Genomic DNA, 16,271 nt, shown 5'->3' with positions numbered 1-16,271 from the left:
GGGCGGAGAATTTCGGTGATAGCGCGGCTGAAGCCGCGGCTACACGGGGCGAGCTGTCGGCTATATCCGGCGACACGCCCCGCGTCCGCCAGCACGAACCATAAGACGGCGGCTCACCCGAGGTCGACGTGCCGCCGGAACGACTTCCCGGTCAGCCACGACCGGTCGGCCTCCGACAGCGAGTCGACCTGCTTGAGCCAGTTGCACGCCTCGGCGTAGCTGGCGACGTCGCTGACGTTGGGGTAGTCCGAACCCCAGACGACCCGCTCGCGCCCGAAGGTGTCGAGGAGCCACCGGACGTGGTCGTGCATGTCGACGTAGGGGAACGCCGAGTCCGACATGTGGACGATTTCCGAGACCTTCACCGCGACCGAGTCGTGTTCCGCGAGGTCGGCGAACCGGCTGAACGTGCCCTCGTCGGTGGGCGTCTCGGGACCGGCGTGAGCGAAGTGGTCGAACAGGTAGGTGAGTTCGGGATACGCCTCGACGAGGTCGAGCGCCTGGTCGAGTTGGCCGTGGTCGCAGAGAATCTGGACGGCGGCGTCGTGTTCGACCGCGGCCTCCCAGAAGGCGGTCTCCTCGATGCTCTCTCGGAGCCACGTCACGCTCGGATCGAACGTCTCCCACATCCGGTCGTACGGGCAGGCAGCGCCGAGTCGGAAGCCGAGGACGCCGTCGGTCTCCATGCAGCGGTCGAGGCGCTCGACGGCGTCGTCGGCGAAGGGGTCGAGCATCACGATGCCGTGGAGTCGGTCGTACTCGGCGGCGACCCGTCGGGTGTACCAGTTGTCCGTCCAGTCGCAGATAGGGTAGCCCACGACGACCGCCTCGTCCACGCCGTTTCGGTCCATGTCGGCGAGCAGGCGCTCGGCGGTGTAGACGGTGTGCACGTCGAAGCTGTCCACGAGGTCCAAGATGGGGCCGTTGGTCCACGGATGCTCCGGGCTCGCGGCTCCCCACGCGTGGGTGTGGGTATCTATCATTACAGTCGATGACGGGCGACCCCGTACTAAATCTTACCCGCCGAAGAGCTAAGACGGGTGCCGTCGAATCGGGGGTCGTATGGCGCGAATCGCGTTCCACCTTGAGATAAAGGACGGCAAGCGAGAGGAGTACCGAACGAAACACGAGAACGTCCCCGAGGCGCTCGAATCCGCCTACCTGGACTCCGACGCCGGGCTACAGACCTACAGCGTCTTCGAGAAGGACGGCCACGTCTTCGGCTTCATGGAGGTCGACGACCCGGAGGCCATCCAAGAGGTGATGGACAACAGCGAGGCGCAAGCCGACTGGGCGGAGCTCATGAGCGGCATCACCGTCGAGACCGACGACAGTTGGATGGACGAAGTCTATCGGATGATCTGACGCTCGAAGGAGACAGTTGTCCGGCCATGGCGGAGCGTCCGCCATCAGCGATGAATTTCTCACCGGGAACAGTACTGGACGAATTACCCCAAAGTCGCATTTACCGCGGAGTAGCGGCGCACAAATAGCCGTTTCCCGGGATAACCGTTCGCTCCGGTCCTTCCGGATACGTATCCGCCACTGGCGGAAAATCGGCGCGGCTCGAATCGACCGTGGAGCGTCATCCGCTAACCGAGTGGTACGACGGCTCGATGTACGCGATTGCCGTCCAAACGGGTTGTACGCCCCTAATCATTACTACCATAGAATTGTAATTTGGAATTGTTTCTACGCGGAGTGACGCGGATATATCCCGGAGCGCAGATTCGACCGGCCGGACGAGAAGATCAACGCGGGAGAGAGCAATGGAAAACGCGATACAGCACTATGTGGGCCTCTATCCGCAATATACGCCCGATTCAGTTCGAGAACCGGCGTCAAGAGACCATCCGGCCATACCGGAAGTCTTTCCGGCGTGAGCGACTGACCGACCGACCGCGCCTCACCACGACGTGATTGGGACCTCCCGGAGCGGCCCTGGAAGCGGGATATCGACCGTCGAATCGGTGTAGTGCGAGAGGTAGAACCCGACGATGATTTCGAGCGAGCGGGTCGCCGCGACGCCGGGCGAGTAGTTCTCCGCCGTCCCGTCGAGGAGGTCCTGCACGTGGGCCGCCGCGTTGGCGAACGACCCCTTGTAGTCCGATTCCCACGTCCACGCGCCCTCGATGCCGGGGAGCGGTCGCTCGACGTGTTCGCCGTCTTCGAGCGACCAGTAGCGCCACTCGCCGTCGTCGTTGTTCATGTAGAGCTTGCCCTCGGTGCCGATGAAGCTCAGCGTCATCGACGAGATATCGCGCGGAATCGTGCAGTCTACCGTGACGAACGTGCCGTCGTCCATGACGACGTGTCCGCCGCCGCCGGCGTCGACGACCGACTCCGTGGCGTCCAGCGCGTCGAGCGCCTCGTTCTCGCCGGTGATGTGGCCGCTCACCCGCGACGCCCGCGCGTCGAGGAGGTAGACGAGCGTGTCGAGGACGTGCGTGGAGTTGCGCATGAGTTCCATCCGGTACTGCGCGCTCACGGACTTCACCTCGCCGAGGATGCCCTCCTCGCGGACGAGGTCGCGGAGTCGGCGAAGCTTGTCCGTGAACCGGAAGGAGTGGTTGATGACGAGTTCCGTGTCGGCCTCCTCGCAGACGGCGACCATCTCCTCGGCGTCGCTGACGGACGACGCGATGGGCTTCTCGCACCAGATGACCGAGGGGTCGGCCGCGGAGCGCGCGGCGTCGACGACGTGGTCGCGGTGGAGGAACGACGGCGTGCAGACCGACACGGCGTCGAGGTCCTCGGCCTCGAGCATCGCCTCGTGGCCGACGTACCGGCGGTCCGCGGGGATGTCCCACGCCTCGCCGAAGGTGTCCAGTTTCGCCTCGTCCACGTCGGCGACGGCGACGAGTTCGATGTCGTCGGTCGCGGCGTACCCGCCCGCGTGGCTTGCGTCGATTTTCTCTCTGCCGATGGCCTCCTCGTCGTGCATGCCGAGGATGCCCATCCCTGCGATGCCGCCCGTGCCGATGATGCCTGCGTGGTAGGTCATGGTGTCTTCTGTCGCTCGCGTTCGTTCGTCAATGTTCGCCGGAGCGCATAACTGTGGTGCCGGCTCCGAAAGCGCCGAGAAGGATACCGGGGGTCGAGAGGTTCAGTCGAGCGCGGCCGCGGCCATGAGGAACCAGCCCTGCCCGTAAGGCGTGTCCGTCAGGGGTGCTTCGGGACCGCCCGGCGGCCCTGCGACGCGGTTGACCGCGCCCGCTTCGCCGACGACGCGGGAGACGGCCGCGAGCCCGTCTTCGGCGGGTTGGCGGTAGGTCTCCTCGTCGAGGATGCCGAGGTCGATGCCGCGGGCGAAGGCGTAGGCGAACATGAGCGTCCCCGACGACTCCAGCGGCGTGTGGGGGTCGTCGACGAGGTTGTGCCAGAAGCCGCTGCCGTCCTGCAGCGGGAGGAGCGCCTCGCAGTGCGACCGGAACAGGTCGAGGAGGTCGTCGCGCTTCGGGTGGTCCTCGGGGAGCCGTTCGAGTACGTCAGCCGACGCGGCGGCGGCCCAGCCGTTGCCGCGCGCCCAGAACGCGCCCTGCGGGTAGTGGTTCGGCTGTTCGACCCAGATGTGTCGGAACAGGCCCGTGTGACTGTCGCGGAGGTGCGCCGCGTGAATCAGAATCTGCTCGACCGCCTCGTCGAAGGCGTCGTCGTCGCCCGCGGCCGCGCCGTAGCGCGCGAGGAACGGGCACATCATGTAGACGGAGTCGATCCACAGCGACTTGATGCCCGCGAGTTCGGGGTCGTGGTGGGGGATGCCGCCGTCTTCGGTCCGCTCGAAGGAGAGCAGCGATTCGTAGGCGCGCTCGGCCGCGTCGAGGTAGCGGTCCTCGCCCGTGCGGTCGTAGAAGTCGAGGACGCCGTGGCCGATGGCGGTGCTGTTGTTCGTGTTCATGCACTTCTTGACGGTCAGCTCCCAGCTCGCCTCGTACTCGCGGCCGTGGCTGAAGACCTCGATCGGGTAGCTCGGGCCGTAGCTCAACTGCCCGGCGTCGTTCTGGGTCGCCACCGCGGTGTCGACGAAGTGCTTCGCGCGCTCGACCGACTCGTCTCCGCCCTCGGCGAGCAGGCCGTTGATGGCGACGCCGGTGATCCACGATTGACCGTCGATGTCCAACGACCGGAGATACGACGCGGCGCGCTGGACTGGTGTAAGCTCGTCTGCTGGCATGGGTACAGTACCCACACGAATACGTGCGAGGATGAAAAATGTATCCCATGGCGTCGCGCCACCACCGGACGGCGGCCGTGCGCGCCGGTCGGTCAGCCAGTCCGAAACCGAGGAGCGCTCGTTCGTCACAACGGACACGTTCCCCAGGCGGGAACAGATATATACGGCTCGGGTTCGACTGTCACACCATGAGCCCCCAACCGAACAAACGCCCCGGCCGAACGATCCGCTCGGTCCAGATAGCGTTCAATATCATCGACCTCCTGCAGGAGGAGGCGGGAATCGGGGTGACGCGAATCGCCGACGAACTCGGCCACTCGAAGAGCACGGTCCACAGCCACCTCCGAACGCTCGAAGAGCGGCGCATCATCGTGCGCGAGGGCGACGGTTACCGCCTCGGCCTGCGCTTCCTCGACGTCGCCTCGCACGTCCGCGACCAGATAGGCAACTTCGACATCGTCCAGAAGGAGGTCGACTCGCTGGCCGAGGAGACGGGTGAAATCGTCCAGTTCGGCGTCGAGGAGTACGGAATGGTCTCGTACCTCCACAAGGCGCAGGGCGAACACGCCGTCGAGACGCTGTCGCGGGTGGGAACCCAACAGCCGATGTACTCCACGTCGCTCGGCAAGACGATTCTCGCGTACCTTCCCCCCGAGCGCATCGAGGAGATCGCGGCGGCGATGGAGTACGAGCCCAAGACGGCGAACACCATCACCGGGCCCGAGGAGCTGTTCGAGGAACTCGAAACCATCCGCGAGCAGGGGTACGGCATCGACGACGAGGAGAACATCAACGGCCTGCGTTGTGTCTCCGCGCCGGTCAAGAACGACGAGACAATCCTCGGCGCGATTAGCATCACCGGCCCGTCGAGCCGGTTCACCGAGGACCGCCTGCACGGCGAACTCGCGGACTACGTCCGGAGCGCCGCGAACGTCATCGAACTGAACACGAAGTTCTCCTGAGCGCGCGGGGGCCCGCGGCTCAGTAGTTCTCGTAGATGGTCTTCACCGACGAGAAGAAGTCGAGGCCGGCGTCGCCCTGCTCGCGGTACGTGTTGGTCGAGGAGTCCTTGTAGCCGCCGAAGGGGACGTGGAGTTCGAGACCGGTCGTCTTCTCGTTGATTTTCGCGACGCCCGCTTCGACCTCGTTGACGAAGCGCTTGCCCTCGCTGAGGTCCTGCGTGACGATGCTGGCCGACAGGCCGTAGTCAACGTCGTTGGCGAGGTCGAGCGCGTTCTCGAACGAGTCGGCCTCGACGACCGCCAGCACGGGGCCGAAAATCTCCTCTTGGGCGATGCGGGCGTCGTTTCCGACGCCGGAGAACACGGTCGGCTCGACGAAGTAGCCGTCGTCGTAGTCGTCGCCGGAGAGCCGGCTTCCGCCGGCTTCGAGCGTCGCGCCCTCCGAGGAGCCGATGTCGATGTATTCGAGCGTCGAGGACAGTTCGTTCTCGGAGACGTGCGGGCCCATGTCGGGGTCGTCGAGCCCGTCGCCGACGACGAGCGACTCGGCGTAGTCGGCGATGGCCGCGACGAACTCGTCGTACACGTCCTCGTGAACGATGGCGCGCGAGGTGGCCGTACACGACTGACCGGTCGTGCCGAACGCGCCGACGCCGACGGTCTCGGCGGCCGCCTCGATGTCCGCGCTGGGCATCACGACGGTCGGGTTCTTGCCGCCCATCTCACACTGGACGCGCTTGAGGTCGACCGCGGCCGTCTCGGCGACCATCGTCCCCACGGCGGTGCTGCCGGTGAAGGAGACGCCGTCGATGCGTTCGCTCTCGATGAGCGGACCGCCGACCTCGCTGCCGGAGCCGGTGATGGTGTTCGCCACGCCGGCCGGGAGTCCCGCGTCGTCGAGGCATTCGAGGACGATGGAGACGACGGCCGGAGCTTCGGACGCCGGCTTGAGGACGACGGTGTTACCGGCGGCGAGCGCCGGGGCGAGCTTCCAGACCGGGATGGCGATGGGGTAGTTCCACGGCGTGATGAGCGCGACCGTCCCGAGGGGTTCGTGCTTCGTGTAGAGGTCCTTTCCGGGGGCGCTTGCGGACTTGACGGTGCCGCCGAAGTCCCGCGCCTTCGCGCCGTAGTAGTGGAAGATGTCGATGGCGCGCTGTACCTCGCCGCCCGCCTCGGAGCGCGTCTTGCCCTCCTCGCGGACGAGCACCTCGGTCGCCTCTTCCTTGCGCGCTTCGAGGTTGTTGCCGGCCTCGCGGAGAATCGCGCCGCGGGACGGGCCGGGCGTCGACGCCCACTCGTCCTGTGCGGCGACGGCCGCGTCGAGCGCCGCCTCGACGTCCGCTTCGGAGGACGCCGGGTGGACGCTGACGACTTCGCCGGCCGCCGCGGGGTTCGTGACTTCGAACGTCTCTCCCGACTGGGAGTCTGTCCATTCGCCGTCGATGAAGTTACCGTAAGTTCTCGACATTCGACCTAGCCATGCACACCCATCACTAAGTAAGCTTCTCATGCCGGCGGCGGTGGCCGCCACGCGTTCGTGACCGTCACAAGGCGCGAGAGAATCGAATTCGGGCGTTGGGAGAACTGCCGACGAGCCGCCGCCTCAGAGAAGGAACTGGAGGACGACGAAGAGCGTCACGACCGAGACGGCGGTGGTGGCGAACACGTTTATCGACGCGAGGTCGGCGTCGCCGCCGAGTTCGTTCGCGTAGATGAACGACGAGACGGCGGTCGGCGTCGCGAGCATCGTCACGCCGGCTTGGACCGTCGTCCAACTCGACGCGAGCGTCGAGAACACCGCGAAGGCGACGAGCGGCATCAAGATGACCTTGCTACCGACGACGGCCCCGACGGTGCGGAGGTCGAGCGACTCGGCGGAGACGGTGAGCGACGCGCCGATGGAGAGCAGCGCCACGGGGAGCGCGAGCGAGGCGAGCGCGTCGAGGCCCGTCACGAGAACCCCGGGGACGCCGAGGCCGAGCCCGGAAAAGGAGAGCCCCAACACGAGCGCCGGGATGACCGGCGTCTTGAGCACGCCGATGAACTCCTCTTTGAACGACACGTCAGCGCCGTTGACGAGGACGAGAACGGTGATGGTGAGCGGGACGTGGGTGAGCGCGCCGACGCCGAGGATGACGCTCGCCTTCGCCGTCGTCAGCGAACCGAACGTCGAAGCGACGAGCGGGAGGCCGAGGAAACCGAGGTTGGAGTAGTACGACTGGACGATGGCGACGCTCCGAACCGAGTCCGGCGACACCCGGCGGTGGACGACCCAGCCGACGGCGAGCATGGTGAAGAGGACGAGCCAGAAGCCCAGAAGGAGCGTCGGCTCGATGACCTCGCGAATCGGTTGGTCGTACGTCGAGGTGAACACGAGCGCGGGGAGCGCGAAGGCGAACGCGAAGAACGTGAGCTTGTCGCGGCGGCTACTGTCGAGGAGGCCGAGACGCTTCGCTAGCGCCCCGAGGCAGAGCACCCCGAGCATGTAGCCCAGATTTGCGGCGACGGTCATACCCTCCCATCGAACAGGGGGGTCCTTCCGTGTTACGCTCGCGGAGATTTCGTTCGGAAAATTCGACTACGAGAGCGTCTGAGTCGCGCACATCCCGGTCAATCGTCCATGAGAGATTCGAGCTCGCGCGCGAGGCGCTCGCCGATGCGAACCATCGCGTCGTCGCCGGGGTGAACGAGGTCGGTCGTCATCCCGCTGGCGGTCGGCAGGAGGTCGGGACCCTCCACGAGGTGGACGTTGTCGTAGCCGCACTCGGCGACCACGTCGCGGAGGTGCTGGCGGAACGTCTCGGAGAGCGTCGCTTCCTCGTGGTCTCGTTTGTATTCGCGCACGTGCGGGAACAGCGTGATGCAGGCGACGGGTTTCGTCGGGTTCGCCGCGGCGACGGTCTCGACCATGTCCGCGGCCCGGTCGCGGAACTCGTCGGGCGAGAACCGACCGACCATGTTCACCGAAAGCGAGAGCGTCGCCACGTCCCAGTCGTCGCGGGCGGCGATGTGCTCGGCCATCGCGGGGTCGCAGTAGGCGGTCCCGCAGGAGCCGAGGTTTATCGGGTCCGCGCCGAGTCGCCGCGCCGTCTGGTTGACGTACGTGAGCATCTCCGCCGACGGGGCCTCGCCCTCGGTAATCGACGTGCCGTACGCGAGGTATCGGAGGCTCGGCACCTCGTCGGCACTCGGCGGCCGCCGCGCGCCCTCGACGTCGTGGTAGTAGATGTGGCCGCCGCGGTGGTCGCCGGGGAAGACGAGTCGACACACGTCGGGCGCGTAGCGCATCTCGCCGGTCGCTTCGGGGTCGAGGTCGGAAAGCGACTCCGGGGGAGATAGTTCGACCGTCTTCGGTTCCGGCCCGAGCGTGAACTCCTCGCCTGTCGCCTGAAAGTCCCCCCAGAACGGACGAACGAGGCTGTTTCGCTCCTCGGAGGAGAGCGTGATACGAACCGTCTCCTCCGGGACGAACCGTATCTCGGTCCCCGCCGGGTGAGACATCCGCGTCTGCGCGCCGGTGTTCAGGCCGCTCCTGACCGCCTCCGGAACGCGGAGCAATCGAAGTCCCTCGCGGGGCCGAACCCGTTGGAGCGCCCTGACGTTGTGGAACTGAATGTCGTCGTGCTGGATATCGTCGTGCTGCATACCGTGTGAGTCTCGCACACGCCGCACCTACTTATCGCTACCTCCAGCGACCGACGCGCGGCGGCGAGCGCGGCGAGATTCGGCGCGAGACGAGCCCTCGTCCGGCAGTCGGGTTCCCGAGGCGGGAAAATTACAGACATATGTTTGTAATTTATCGGTGGCTATAGCGCCGAATTCGCGCGTTCGCCGTTCGGAGCGGCGAGCCAAAAAGAACCTCAAACCAGCTAAACCCCCGATTCAACGCAGTTAGAGGCTCGAAACGACCCGTTCGCAAGCAGGGAACGGGGAACCCATCGAGAGTGAACAATGAGGCACAATTCGGCGATTGTTCGTTCGCTAGTGGCGAACAAAATCGGGTGGTACGCGGACCGCGCAGCGCTCAGTCTCCGGAGGGCTGTCCGCTCGGCTGCCCGAAGTGAGGAGTAACGCAGTTGTCACGGGTCGAGAGCCGATGGGTTACAAACGGACCGATGAGACAACGGCTCGGCAACGGAGTGAGGACGGCGAGACGACGAAAAGCGGTGGTGGGGCGCGTCCGACCGATGCGGCCGGGTGGCGTCAGACAGGTGTGGTGAGCGTGGTCAGTCGGTGTCGCTGCGGTCGGAGCCGTCGGTTCGCGCTCCGGTCGCAGTCGTCGGTTCAGTCGATGACGCGGGCGATGCCGTCGTCGAGTTCCTCGTACAGTTCCTCGGCGCGGCGCTCGTCGGCGGCCGACAGCGACCGAATCGGCTCGCGGACGTTCCCGCCGTGCAGGCCGGCCAGTTCGAGGCCTTTCTTCACCGCGGAGACGCTGATCGCGCCGGGCAGGTCGTTGTCCTCGCCCGTCTCGCCGCGGAAGTCCTGGAAGGGAAGCGTCAGGTCGCGAATCTCGCGGGCGTGCTCCCAGTTCTCCTCGGTGAGCGCCTCGAACAGCGCGAGGCCGATTTCCGGGCGGAAGTTACTGACGCCCGCGGAGAATCCCTCGATACCCTCGTTCCAGAACGAGACGGCGAAGGGTTCGGCGAGGCCGTCCACCCAGACCACGTCGTCGTCCGCGGCGGCGACGGCGGAGCCGAGTTTGACCGGGTCCTCGATGGCGTACTTGACGCCGACGACGCCCTCGATGCGCGAGAGGTCGCGGAGGAAAGAGACCGAGGGGTCGAAGCCGCGGACGTAGGGAACGAGCGGCGTGTCGGTCGCGGCGTCGAGCTTCTCGTAGTAGCGGAGCAGTCCGCGCTCGTGGACGTAGGTGTGGTCCGGCGGCATGACCATCATCGCGTCCACGCCGATGCGGTCGTAGGCTTCCATCAGGTCGGTCGCGGCCTTCGTCGACCCGCCGACGCCGGCGAGGACGCAGGCGCTGTCGGGGAGCGCTTCGACGCTCGTCTCCGTCACGTCGACGCGCTCCTGTTGGGTCAGCGAGTGATATTCGCTGATGTTCGCGGCCGCGAGGAACGACGAGATACCGTCGCCGGAAAGCGACTTCGCGTTAGCTTCGAGTTTGTCGTGTTCGATCTCCAGGTCGTCGTCGAACGGCGTGAGCAAGCCGACGGCGACGCCACGGAGACGACTACGTACACGGTCGTCTGCGAGTGGCATGGTACAGTCAATCTGAGTCAACCGTGATAAAGGCATCGTCAACCCCTGAATCCGGTGTTCGCGCGCGAGAGCGCCCGCGAGTGGCCCATCCGCGGATCAACAGTCAGGCTTTGTGAACTATCGAAACGGTCGGGGGTCGATTCCCGGCCGACGGAGCGACGCCGGCGCGAAGTCGGATTTCGCGGTCACCCATCAATTTATTACGATTTGGTCAGAGTGGATTCGTATGGACGTCTTGATGACCGGCGTCTATGGCCGGTGCGGCACCGCAGTCATAGACCACCTGCACGACGACGACGACTACGACTTCACGTACTTCAACCGCTCCGACCGTCCCGACGACCACCCCTACGGTGGCTACGACACCGTCGTCGGCGACGTGTCCGACTACGACGCCCTCAACGACGCCGCGGAGGGACAGGACGCCATGATCCACATGGCGGCGTACCCCTACACCGACGGCACGTGGGAGGACATCTTCGAGCCCAACATCATCGGGATGTACAACGCGCTCGAAGTCGCCCGCGAGAACGAAATCGAGTCGTTCGTCTTCCTCTCGACCAACCACGTCATGGGCGGCTACGAGGACGAGTTCTCCCCCGAGATTTACGAGCCGGGTCACGGCCTCGTCGTCGGCCACGACGACCCCGTCCGCCCCGACTCGTTCTACGGCGCGTCGAAGGCCTACGGCGAGGACATGGGCCGATACTACGTCGAGAACTACGAATACCCCAAGCAGTTCTACGCCCTCCGGGTGTGCAGCGTCCGGATGCCGGAGTACGACCACCCCTACGGCGACGCCGAGCAGGCCGTCGAGAACGGCGAGTTCGAGCGCGGGAGCGCCGAGTACGAAGAGACCGTCGGGCGCATGAAGGCGATGTGGCAGTCCCGCCGCGACTTCGCCCACGAAATCGACTGCTGTCTGCAGGACGACAACGTCGAGTTCGGTATCTTCAGCGGCGTGAGCGACAACCAGCGCCGGTGGTACGACCTCGAACACGCCCGCTCGCAGATCGGGTACCACCCGCAGGACGACGGCGAGGAGTGGGATAGCCCGCCGGAGTAGTCCCGAACGTCCGAGCCACGTCCCGCTGTCTGTCCCGTCTGTCCCATTTTCGATTCTTCTGCCGACACGTCGTCGCTGACGCAAGCCGACCTGATTCTGCAATTAACTTTATGTACATTTGTTAAAAACGGATTCGTGGGTATGAAAGACACACCCACAGCCAGCGATTCGAACCGAGCCTCGCTCACCAGACGAACCGCGCTCGCGCTCCTCGGGGGCACGGGTGTCGCGGCGCTGTCCGGCACCGCGGCCGCCCAGTCCGACGACGAACGCGAGGGCGACGAGAGTCGCGGGAACGGTCGCGGAACCGACGGAAAGCCGTGGAATCGAGACGTCGACGCGAACGGGAACAGCCTGTATAACCTCGCGTCGCTCGACGTGGACCACCTCTACACCTCGGCGCGCGACGCCGACGTCATCGTCTGGAAGGACGACGACGGGACGTTCCACGCGGACGGCGCGGACGGCGAAGTCGCGTCGGGCGACGGCGTCGTACCGGTCGCGCAGGCGGCCGTCGACAGCCTCACCGAGGGGCGGACGTGGAACGAGAAGGTGCTCATCGCCTCGCCCGGCGAGATTACCGGCGCGGACGGCAACCTCGAACTCCCGAGTTACACGACCCTCGACGCGCCGGTGACGCTCTCGATTCCGGACGGGGAGTCGGTGCCGCCGGTCGTCCGGGCCGTCGGCGCGGAACACGTCGAGGTAGAATCCCTCGTCGTCGACGGGCCCGCGGCGATGGGTGTCCGGCTCACCAGTTGTTCGAACGTCCGTCTCGGCGACATCCGCATCACGGGCGTGACGAGCGACGGCATCCGCATCGACGGGCGGGGCGACGCGCCCCGGTCGACCGACATCCAGATGGGGCAGATATACATCGAGGGGAACGGCCACCACGGCGTCGAGACCTACGGCGTCGACCGCATCCAAATCGAGCAGGTCGTCGGCAACGACCCCGCGAGCTGCGTCGTCCTCCTCAACGACACCGTCGACGCGACGGTGAACAGCGTCGTCGGCCTCGAACCCGGCGGCCCCGCGGGCTACGCGACGTTCCGCGTCGCCAACGGCGCGCACGACGTGACGGTCGGCGAGGTCGTCAGCCGCGGCGGCAATCGAGGCGTCTTCGGCGTCTCCGAGTGTTACGACATCACCATCGGCCACGTCAACATCGAGGGCGCGGAGGACCAGGGTATTCTCATCCAGAACTGCCGGGACTTCACCGTGCAGGGCGGCGTCGTCAAGAACACGAACGGCGACGGCGTCCGCATCGACTCGCGGAACGACGGTGAACAGCTTCCCGCGGAGGGCATCTCCATCAGCAACCTCCGGGTCTACGACGACCGCGACGAGCCGAAACAGACGTGGGGAATCCTCGAAACCGGCCCGGCGTGCAACCACAACCGCATCGTCAACAACGACGTGCGGGGCGGCGGAACGACCCGGAACATCGGGATTTTCTCGAACACCACGGTCGTTCGGGACAACGTCGGCGGCGGCTTCGCCGACGGCGAGGTGACGCTCTCGGCCGGCGAGTCGCCCGCGGCCCGCGTCGAGGGAATCAGCGAGTTCCCCGACGTGACCATCCCGGGGAGCGTCGACGAACCGGAGGACTTCGAGGCGTCGGCGCTCTCGGTCCGCGCGAAGCCCGCGACCACGGGGTCGTCGGAGACGTACGCGTGGGAGAGCTACGTGGAATGGAACGGCTCCGCCGGGAGTTGGGACCTCGTCTTCGAGTGGCGCACCGACCCCGGCGTCGACGTGCCGATCGACTACGTCGTGGACAAGACGCGCTGAAGCGGCCGTCGCACCCGGCGGCTGACGGCCGACGTGGACGACTGCCGACGTGGACGATTGCCGACGGCTGATGACGAACGACTGCGCGGGTCGATGAGTCCGAAAAACAGGTGACGGTTCAGACCGCCGCGACGACGCTCACTCGGTGTGAAGCGTCACGTAGCCGTCGAAGTTGAGAATCACGAACTGCGCGAGGTCGCCGAACAGCGCCTTCCCGGTCGGCGAGCGGTTCCGACCGAGGATGAACACGTGGTCTGCGCCCTCCTCTTCTGCGACTTCGATGACCGTCTCGGCGCGCTCTTTCTCACTGGCGATTCGCGGGACGATTTCGTAGGACACCTCGTCGTCGGTCCCGAAGACCTCTCGGGCGACTTCCTCGGCGTCGTTCATCGCGCCCTTGAACGCGTCCTGTTCCGTGTACGACGTGTGCTCGACGTCGCCGATGGTGTCGAGGACCTCCTGAGTCTCCTCGAACTCGTCTTCGGTGAGCGTGACGAGGAGGACGAGGTCGGCGTCCGCGCCGAGCGCGTGTTCTCTGGCCTCCCGGAGGAGGTCCGCGTGTAAGTCGGTGTTCTCGATGAGTACTAATCCTCTGTCCATGCACCTGCATTTCGTCTCGTCTTATCTAAGTCTACCGCAGGAACGGACGGCGCGGGCGGGGTCGGCGGGAGTGCGACCCACCGGACCGCGCATCTTCTCACTCGCGTGCGACGCGCGACTCGTCGCCCGGCGGGGCAGTATACTGAAATACACCGCGGTACTCTACGTAGGCATGCCCGAAACGAGTCTCGCCGACGTGCTCCGCGACTACGAGACCCGGATGAAGTTCGTCCTCGTCATCTCGCTGGCCTCTATCGTCCTGCTGCTCATCTCGCTCCCGTCTATCGAGCCGGGAACGACGACCCACGCGCTCGTCTACCTCCAGCTGACGACGTTCGGCGGGTTGGCGGTCCTGATGCTCGGACTCCTCCTGTGGACGGCCAGAAGCGCGTGAGAGACGTTCATCGAACCCTGACAGTCAGGAATCACAACTATGATAGTTATTTTCTCTGGCACGGCCAGTATGGACAAATCCAGTATCTATATTAACCGGGAGTATCATGATAGATGATACCGCATGGCTGGAAAGCGTTCAACCAACTGGAGTAGACGAGACCTTATCAAATACGGGGCAGTCGCTGGCACAGCGGGTCTGGCAGGCTGTTTCGATAGCTCGGGGCAGACGACGACGGAAGAGGGCACCGAAGGCGGCACGGACGGCGGTACGAGCACCGAGGGCGGCGCGACCATCGCCGACGACACCCTCGACTACCCCGCGGGCCGACCCGCGACGGACGTGCAGTTCAACCGTTACAGTCTCGGCAACTACGCGCACACCCTGCAGGACCAACTGTTCGAGGAAGTCGCGCGCGGCTACGCCGACGGGACGGTCCGACCCGACCTGCTCGAAGACATGACCGTCGACGGGCGGACCCTCACGCTGACGTTCCCCGAGGGGTTCAAGTGGTGGAACGGCGACGACCTGACGGCCGAGGACTACTACATCGGCCTCGAAATCGACCGCCTGCAGTCGCCCGAGCAGTCGCCCATCGAGAGCAACACGCTCGTGGACGACTACACCATCGAGCGGACGTTCAAGACGGCCGTCTCGCCCAACCTCATGAAGGCGAACGTCGCCGAGACGTTCGTCAACACCCCGCGGTCGGTCTACCGCGAATACCTCACGCGCTACGAGGAAGCATCGAGTGACAGCGAGCGCGAGAGCGTGACGAGCGACCTCCTCGACATGAGCATCACGACCCAACAGCTCATCGACGAGGGACTCGGCAACGCGCTGTACCGCGTCACCGGCTTCAACTCCTCGGAGACCATCCTCGAGAAGTTCGAAGACCACCCGTACGCGAGCCGCACGGACATCCCGAACGTCCGCATCATCCCCGAGACGACCTCCGACGTGGAGTCGCTGTCGGTGAACGACCAACTCGACATGAACCCCGACGTGCTCATGTCGGAGTCCCAGCAGTCCCGGTACCCGGACAACATCGAGAACGTCTACCGGCTCAACTGGTTCCGCACCCAGAAGTTCACGTTCAACTTCAAGAACGAGCACATCGCGAGGCTCCCCGTCCGACGCGCCATCGTCAACGCGGTGGACTTCGAATCGATGGTCGCCGCGATGCGGCAGGCCGGAACCGTCGGCGCGCCCGCCGAGAACCAGACGGCGCTGCGCTCGACGATTCACGAGGAGTACCTCGGTTCGGACTTCGTCGACCAGCTCATCGACTACCCGGTCGGCAAGGACCTCGAAACCGCGACGCAGCTGCTCGAAGACGCCGGCTACACCAAGGAGAACGGGACGTGGGTCGACCCCGACGGCGAGTCCTTCACGTTCACCGTCCTCACGCAGAACAACAACACCCAGGTGCAGGCGACGAAGGTCTTCAACGACCAGCTCAACGCGTTCGGCATCCAGACGAAGATTAGCACGGTCAGCTCGACCGACTACTACCAGCGCCTCCAAACGTACGAGGCGGACATCTTCTGGATATGGCACGTCGCGAAGGCGCTTTGGCACCCGACGGCGTACTTCTCGAACAACTTCTACGGCATCGAGGTCGGCGACCCGTCCAGCGGGAACGAGACCGGCCCGACGGGCAAGCCCTTCACGACGACCGTCCCGAGCGAGGTCGGCGCGACCGAGGTTTCGGGCAGCGGCAAGGAGATCCAGCCCGCACAGCTCATGAACGACCTGCCGAACTCCGAGTCGGCAGAACAGGTCAAAGAGCGGACCCGCGACCTCGTCCAGTGGTTCAACTACGCGCTTCCGGACTTCGTCTTCGTCGAGGAAGACTCCGGCTACTGGGGCGACACGCAGGACTTCTCCATGCCGACGGGCGACGACTACGAACTCAACACGAACCGGCCGGGCGAGTTCTCGTTCAAGAACGGATGGATTAGCTCGAACTCGGAGTAAGGTCAGACGGCACCCCCAACGGGCTTAACCACCACAATTAAGCCCTCTCACGCTAGAAGCCAAACTATTAATAAT

General features: G+C 65.4%; 14 protein-coding genes. 6 read left to right on the top strand and 8 right to left on the bottom strand.

Annotation, left to right across the window (positions count from 1 at the left end):
- Positions 1-113: 113 nt before the first annotated feature.
- On the bottom strand, positions 114-983 hold the full coding sequence (gene rhcC, locus ABY42_RS15925; RefSeq protein ID WP_050460082.1) for an L-rhamnono-1,4-lactonase: 870 nt from the start codon (positions 981-983) through the stop codon (positions 114-116).
- Between the two features lie 79 nt (positions 984-1,062).
- Between rhcC and ABY42_RS15920 the strand changes: the two genes are divergently transcribed.
- Positions 1,063-1,365: an L-rhamnose mutarotase gene (locus ABY42_RS15920; protein WP_004972034.1), complete on the top strand. Its 303-nt coding sequence runs from the start codon at positions 1,063-1,065 to the stop codon at positions 1,363-1,365.
- 541 nt (positions 1,366-1,906) lie between these two features.
- Here the strand turns inward: ABY42_RS15920 and ABY42_RS15915 are convergent.
- Together ABY42_RS15915 and ABY42_RS15910 are read right to left on the bottom strand one after the other, a co-directional pair.
- Positions 1,907-3,004: a Gfo/Idh/MocA family protein gene (locus ABY42_RS15915; RefSeq protein WP_004972036.1), complete on the bottom strand. Its 1,098-nt coding sequence runs from the start codon at positions 3,002-3,004 to the stop codon at positions 1,907-1,909.
- 102 nt (positions 3,005-3,106) lie between these two features.
- Positions 3,107-4,174, bottom strand: coding sequence for a glycoside hydrolase family 88/105 protein (locus tag ABY42_RS15910; RefSeq protein ID WP_050460081.1), 1,068 nt, complete (start codon positions 4,172-4,174; stop codon positions 3,107-3,109).
- 188 nt (positions 4,175-4,362) lie between these two features.
- Between ABY42_RS15910 and ABY42_RS15905 the strand changes: the two genes are divergently transcribed.
- Positions 4,363-5,136 carry an IclR family transcriptional regulator gene (locus ABY42_RS15905; protein WP_004972043.1) on the top strand — a complete coding sequence of 258 codons (774 nt, stop codon included), beginning with the start codon at positions 4,363-4,365 and terminating at the stop codon, positions 5,134-5,136.
- 19 nt (positions 5,137-5,155) lie between these two features.
- Here ABY42_RS15905 and xacF read toward each other — a convergent pair whose 3' ends face one another.
- The 4 genes from xacF to ABY42_RS15885 form a co-directional block, all read right to left on the bottom strand.
- Positions 5,156-6,607: a 2,5-dioxovalerate dehydrogenase gene (gene xacF, locus ABY42_RS15900; protein ID WP_004972046.1), complete on the bottom strand. Its 1,452-nt coding sequence runs from the start codon at positions 6,605-6,607 to the stop codon at positions 5,156-5,158.
- Positions 6,608-6,742: 135 nt separating this feature from the next.
- A complete protein-coding gene (locus tag ABY42_RS15895) occupies positions 6,743-7,651 on the bottom strand; it encodes an AEC family transporter (protein ID WP_004972049.1) in 909 nt (302 codons plus the stop codon).
- Between the two features lie 98 nt (positions 7,652-7,749).
- Complete coding sequence (locus tag ABY42_RS15890; RefSeq protein WP_050460080.1) at positions 7,750-8,784, bottom strand: SGNH/GDSL hydrolase family protein; 1,035 nt, start codon at positions 8,782-8,784, stop codon at positions 7,750-7,752.
- A gap of 639 nt (positions 8,785-9,423) precedes the next feature.
- Positions 9,424-10,362: a dihydrodipicolinate synthase family protein gene (locus ABY42_RS15885; RefSeq protein ID WP_081605174.1), complete on the bottom strand. Its 939-nt coding sequence runs from the start codon at positions 10,360-10,362 to the stop codon at positions 9,424-9,426.
- A 226-nt stretch (positions 10,363-10,588) separates the two neighbouring features.
- Here ABY42_RS15885 and ABY42_RS15880 point away from each other — a divergent pair, with 226 nt between their 5' ends.
- Both ABY42_RS15880 and ABY42_RS15875 read left to right on the top strand, forming a co-directional pair.
- Entirely contained in the window at positions 10,589-11,428 is an 840-nt protein-coding gene (locus tag ABY42_RS15880) for an NAD-dependent epimerase/dehydratase family protein (protein WP_004972056.1), read from the top strand.
- 141 nt (positions 11,429-11,569) lie between these two features.
- Positions 11,570-13,222 carry a right-handed parallel beta-helix repeat-containing protein gene (locus ABY42_RS15875; RefSeq protein ID WP_050460079.1) on the top strand — a complete coding sequence of 551 codons (1,653 nt, stop codon included), beginning with the start codon at positions 11,570-11,572 and terminating at the stop codon, positions 13,220-13,222.
- Between the two features lie 138 nt (positions 13,223-13,360).
- Here the strand turns inward: ABY42_RS15875 and ABY42_RS15870 are convergent, their stop codons facing one another.
- A complete protein-coding gene (locus ABY42_RS15870; RefSeq protein ID WP_004972061.1) occupies positions 13,361-13,822 on the bottom strand; it encodes a universal stress protein in 462 nt (153 codons plus the stop codon).
- Positions 13,823-13,994: 172 nt separating this feature from the next.
- On the opposite strand from ABY42_RS15870, the gene ABY42_RS15865 reads away from it, so the two are divergent.
- On the top strand, positions 13,995-14,216 hold the full coding sequence (locus tag ABY42_RS15865; protein ID WP_004041061.1) for a hypothetical protein: 222 nt from the start codon (positions 13,995-13,997) through the stop codon (positions 14,214-14,216).
- A gap of 123 nt (positions 14,217-14,339) precedes the next feature.
- Entirely contained in the window at positions 14,340-16,196 is a 1,857-nt protein-coding gene (locus ABY42_RS15860; protein WP_050460078.1) for an ABC transporter substrate-binding protein, read from the top strand.
- The last annotated feature ends 75 nt before the right edge of the window (positions 16,197-16,271 follow it).

This window comes from Haloferax gibbonsii, from assembly GCF_001190965.1.
GTDB classification, from domain to species: domain Archaea; phylum Halobacteriota; class Halobacteria; order Halobacteriales; family Haloferacaceae; genus Haloferax; species Haloferax gibbonsii.
Note: the sequence above shows the minus strand (reverse complement) of the source record. Positions and strands in the feature narration are given on the sequence as shown.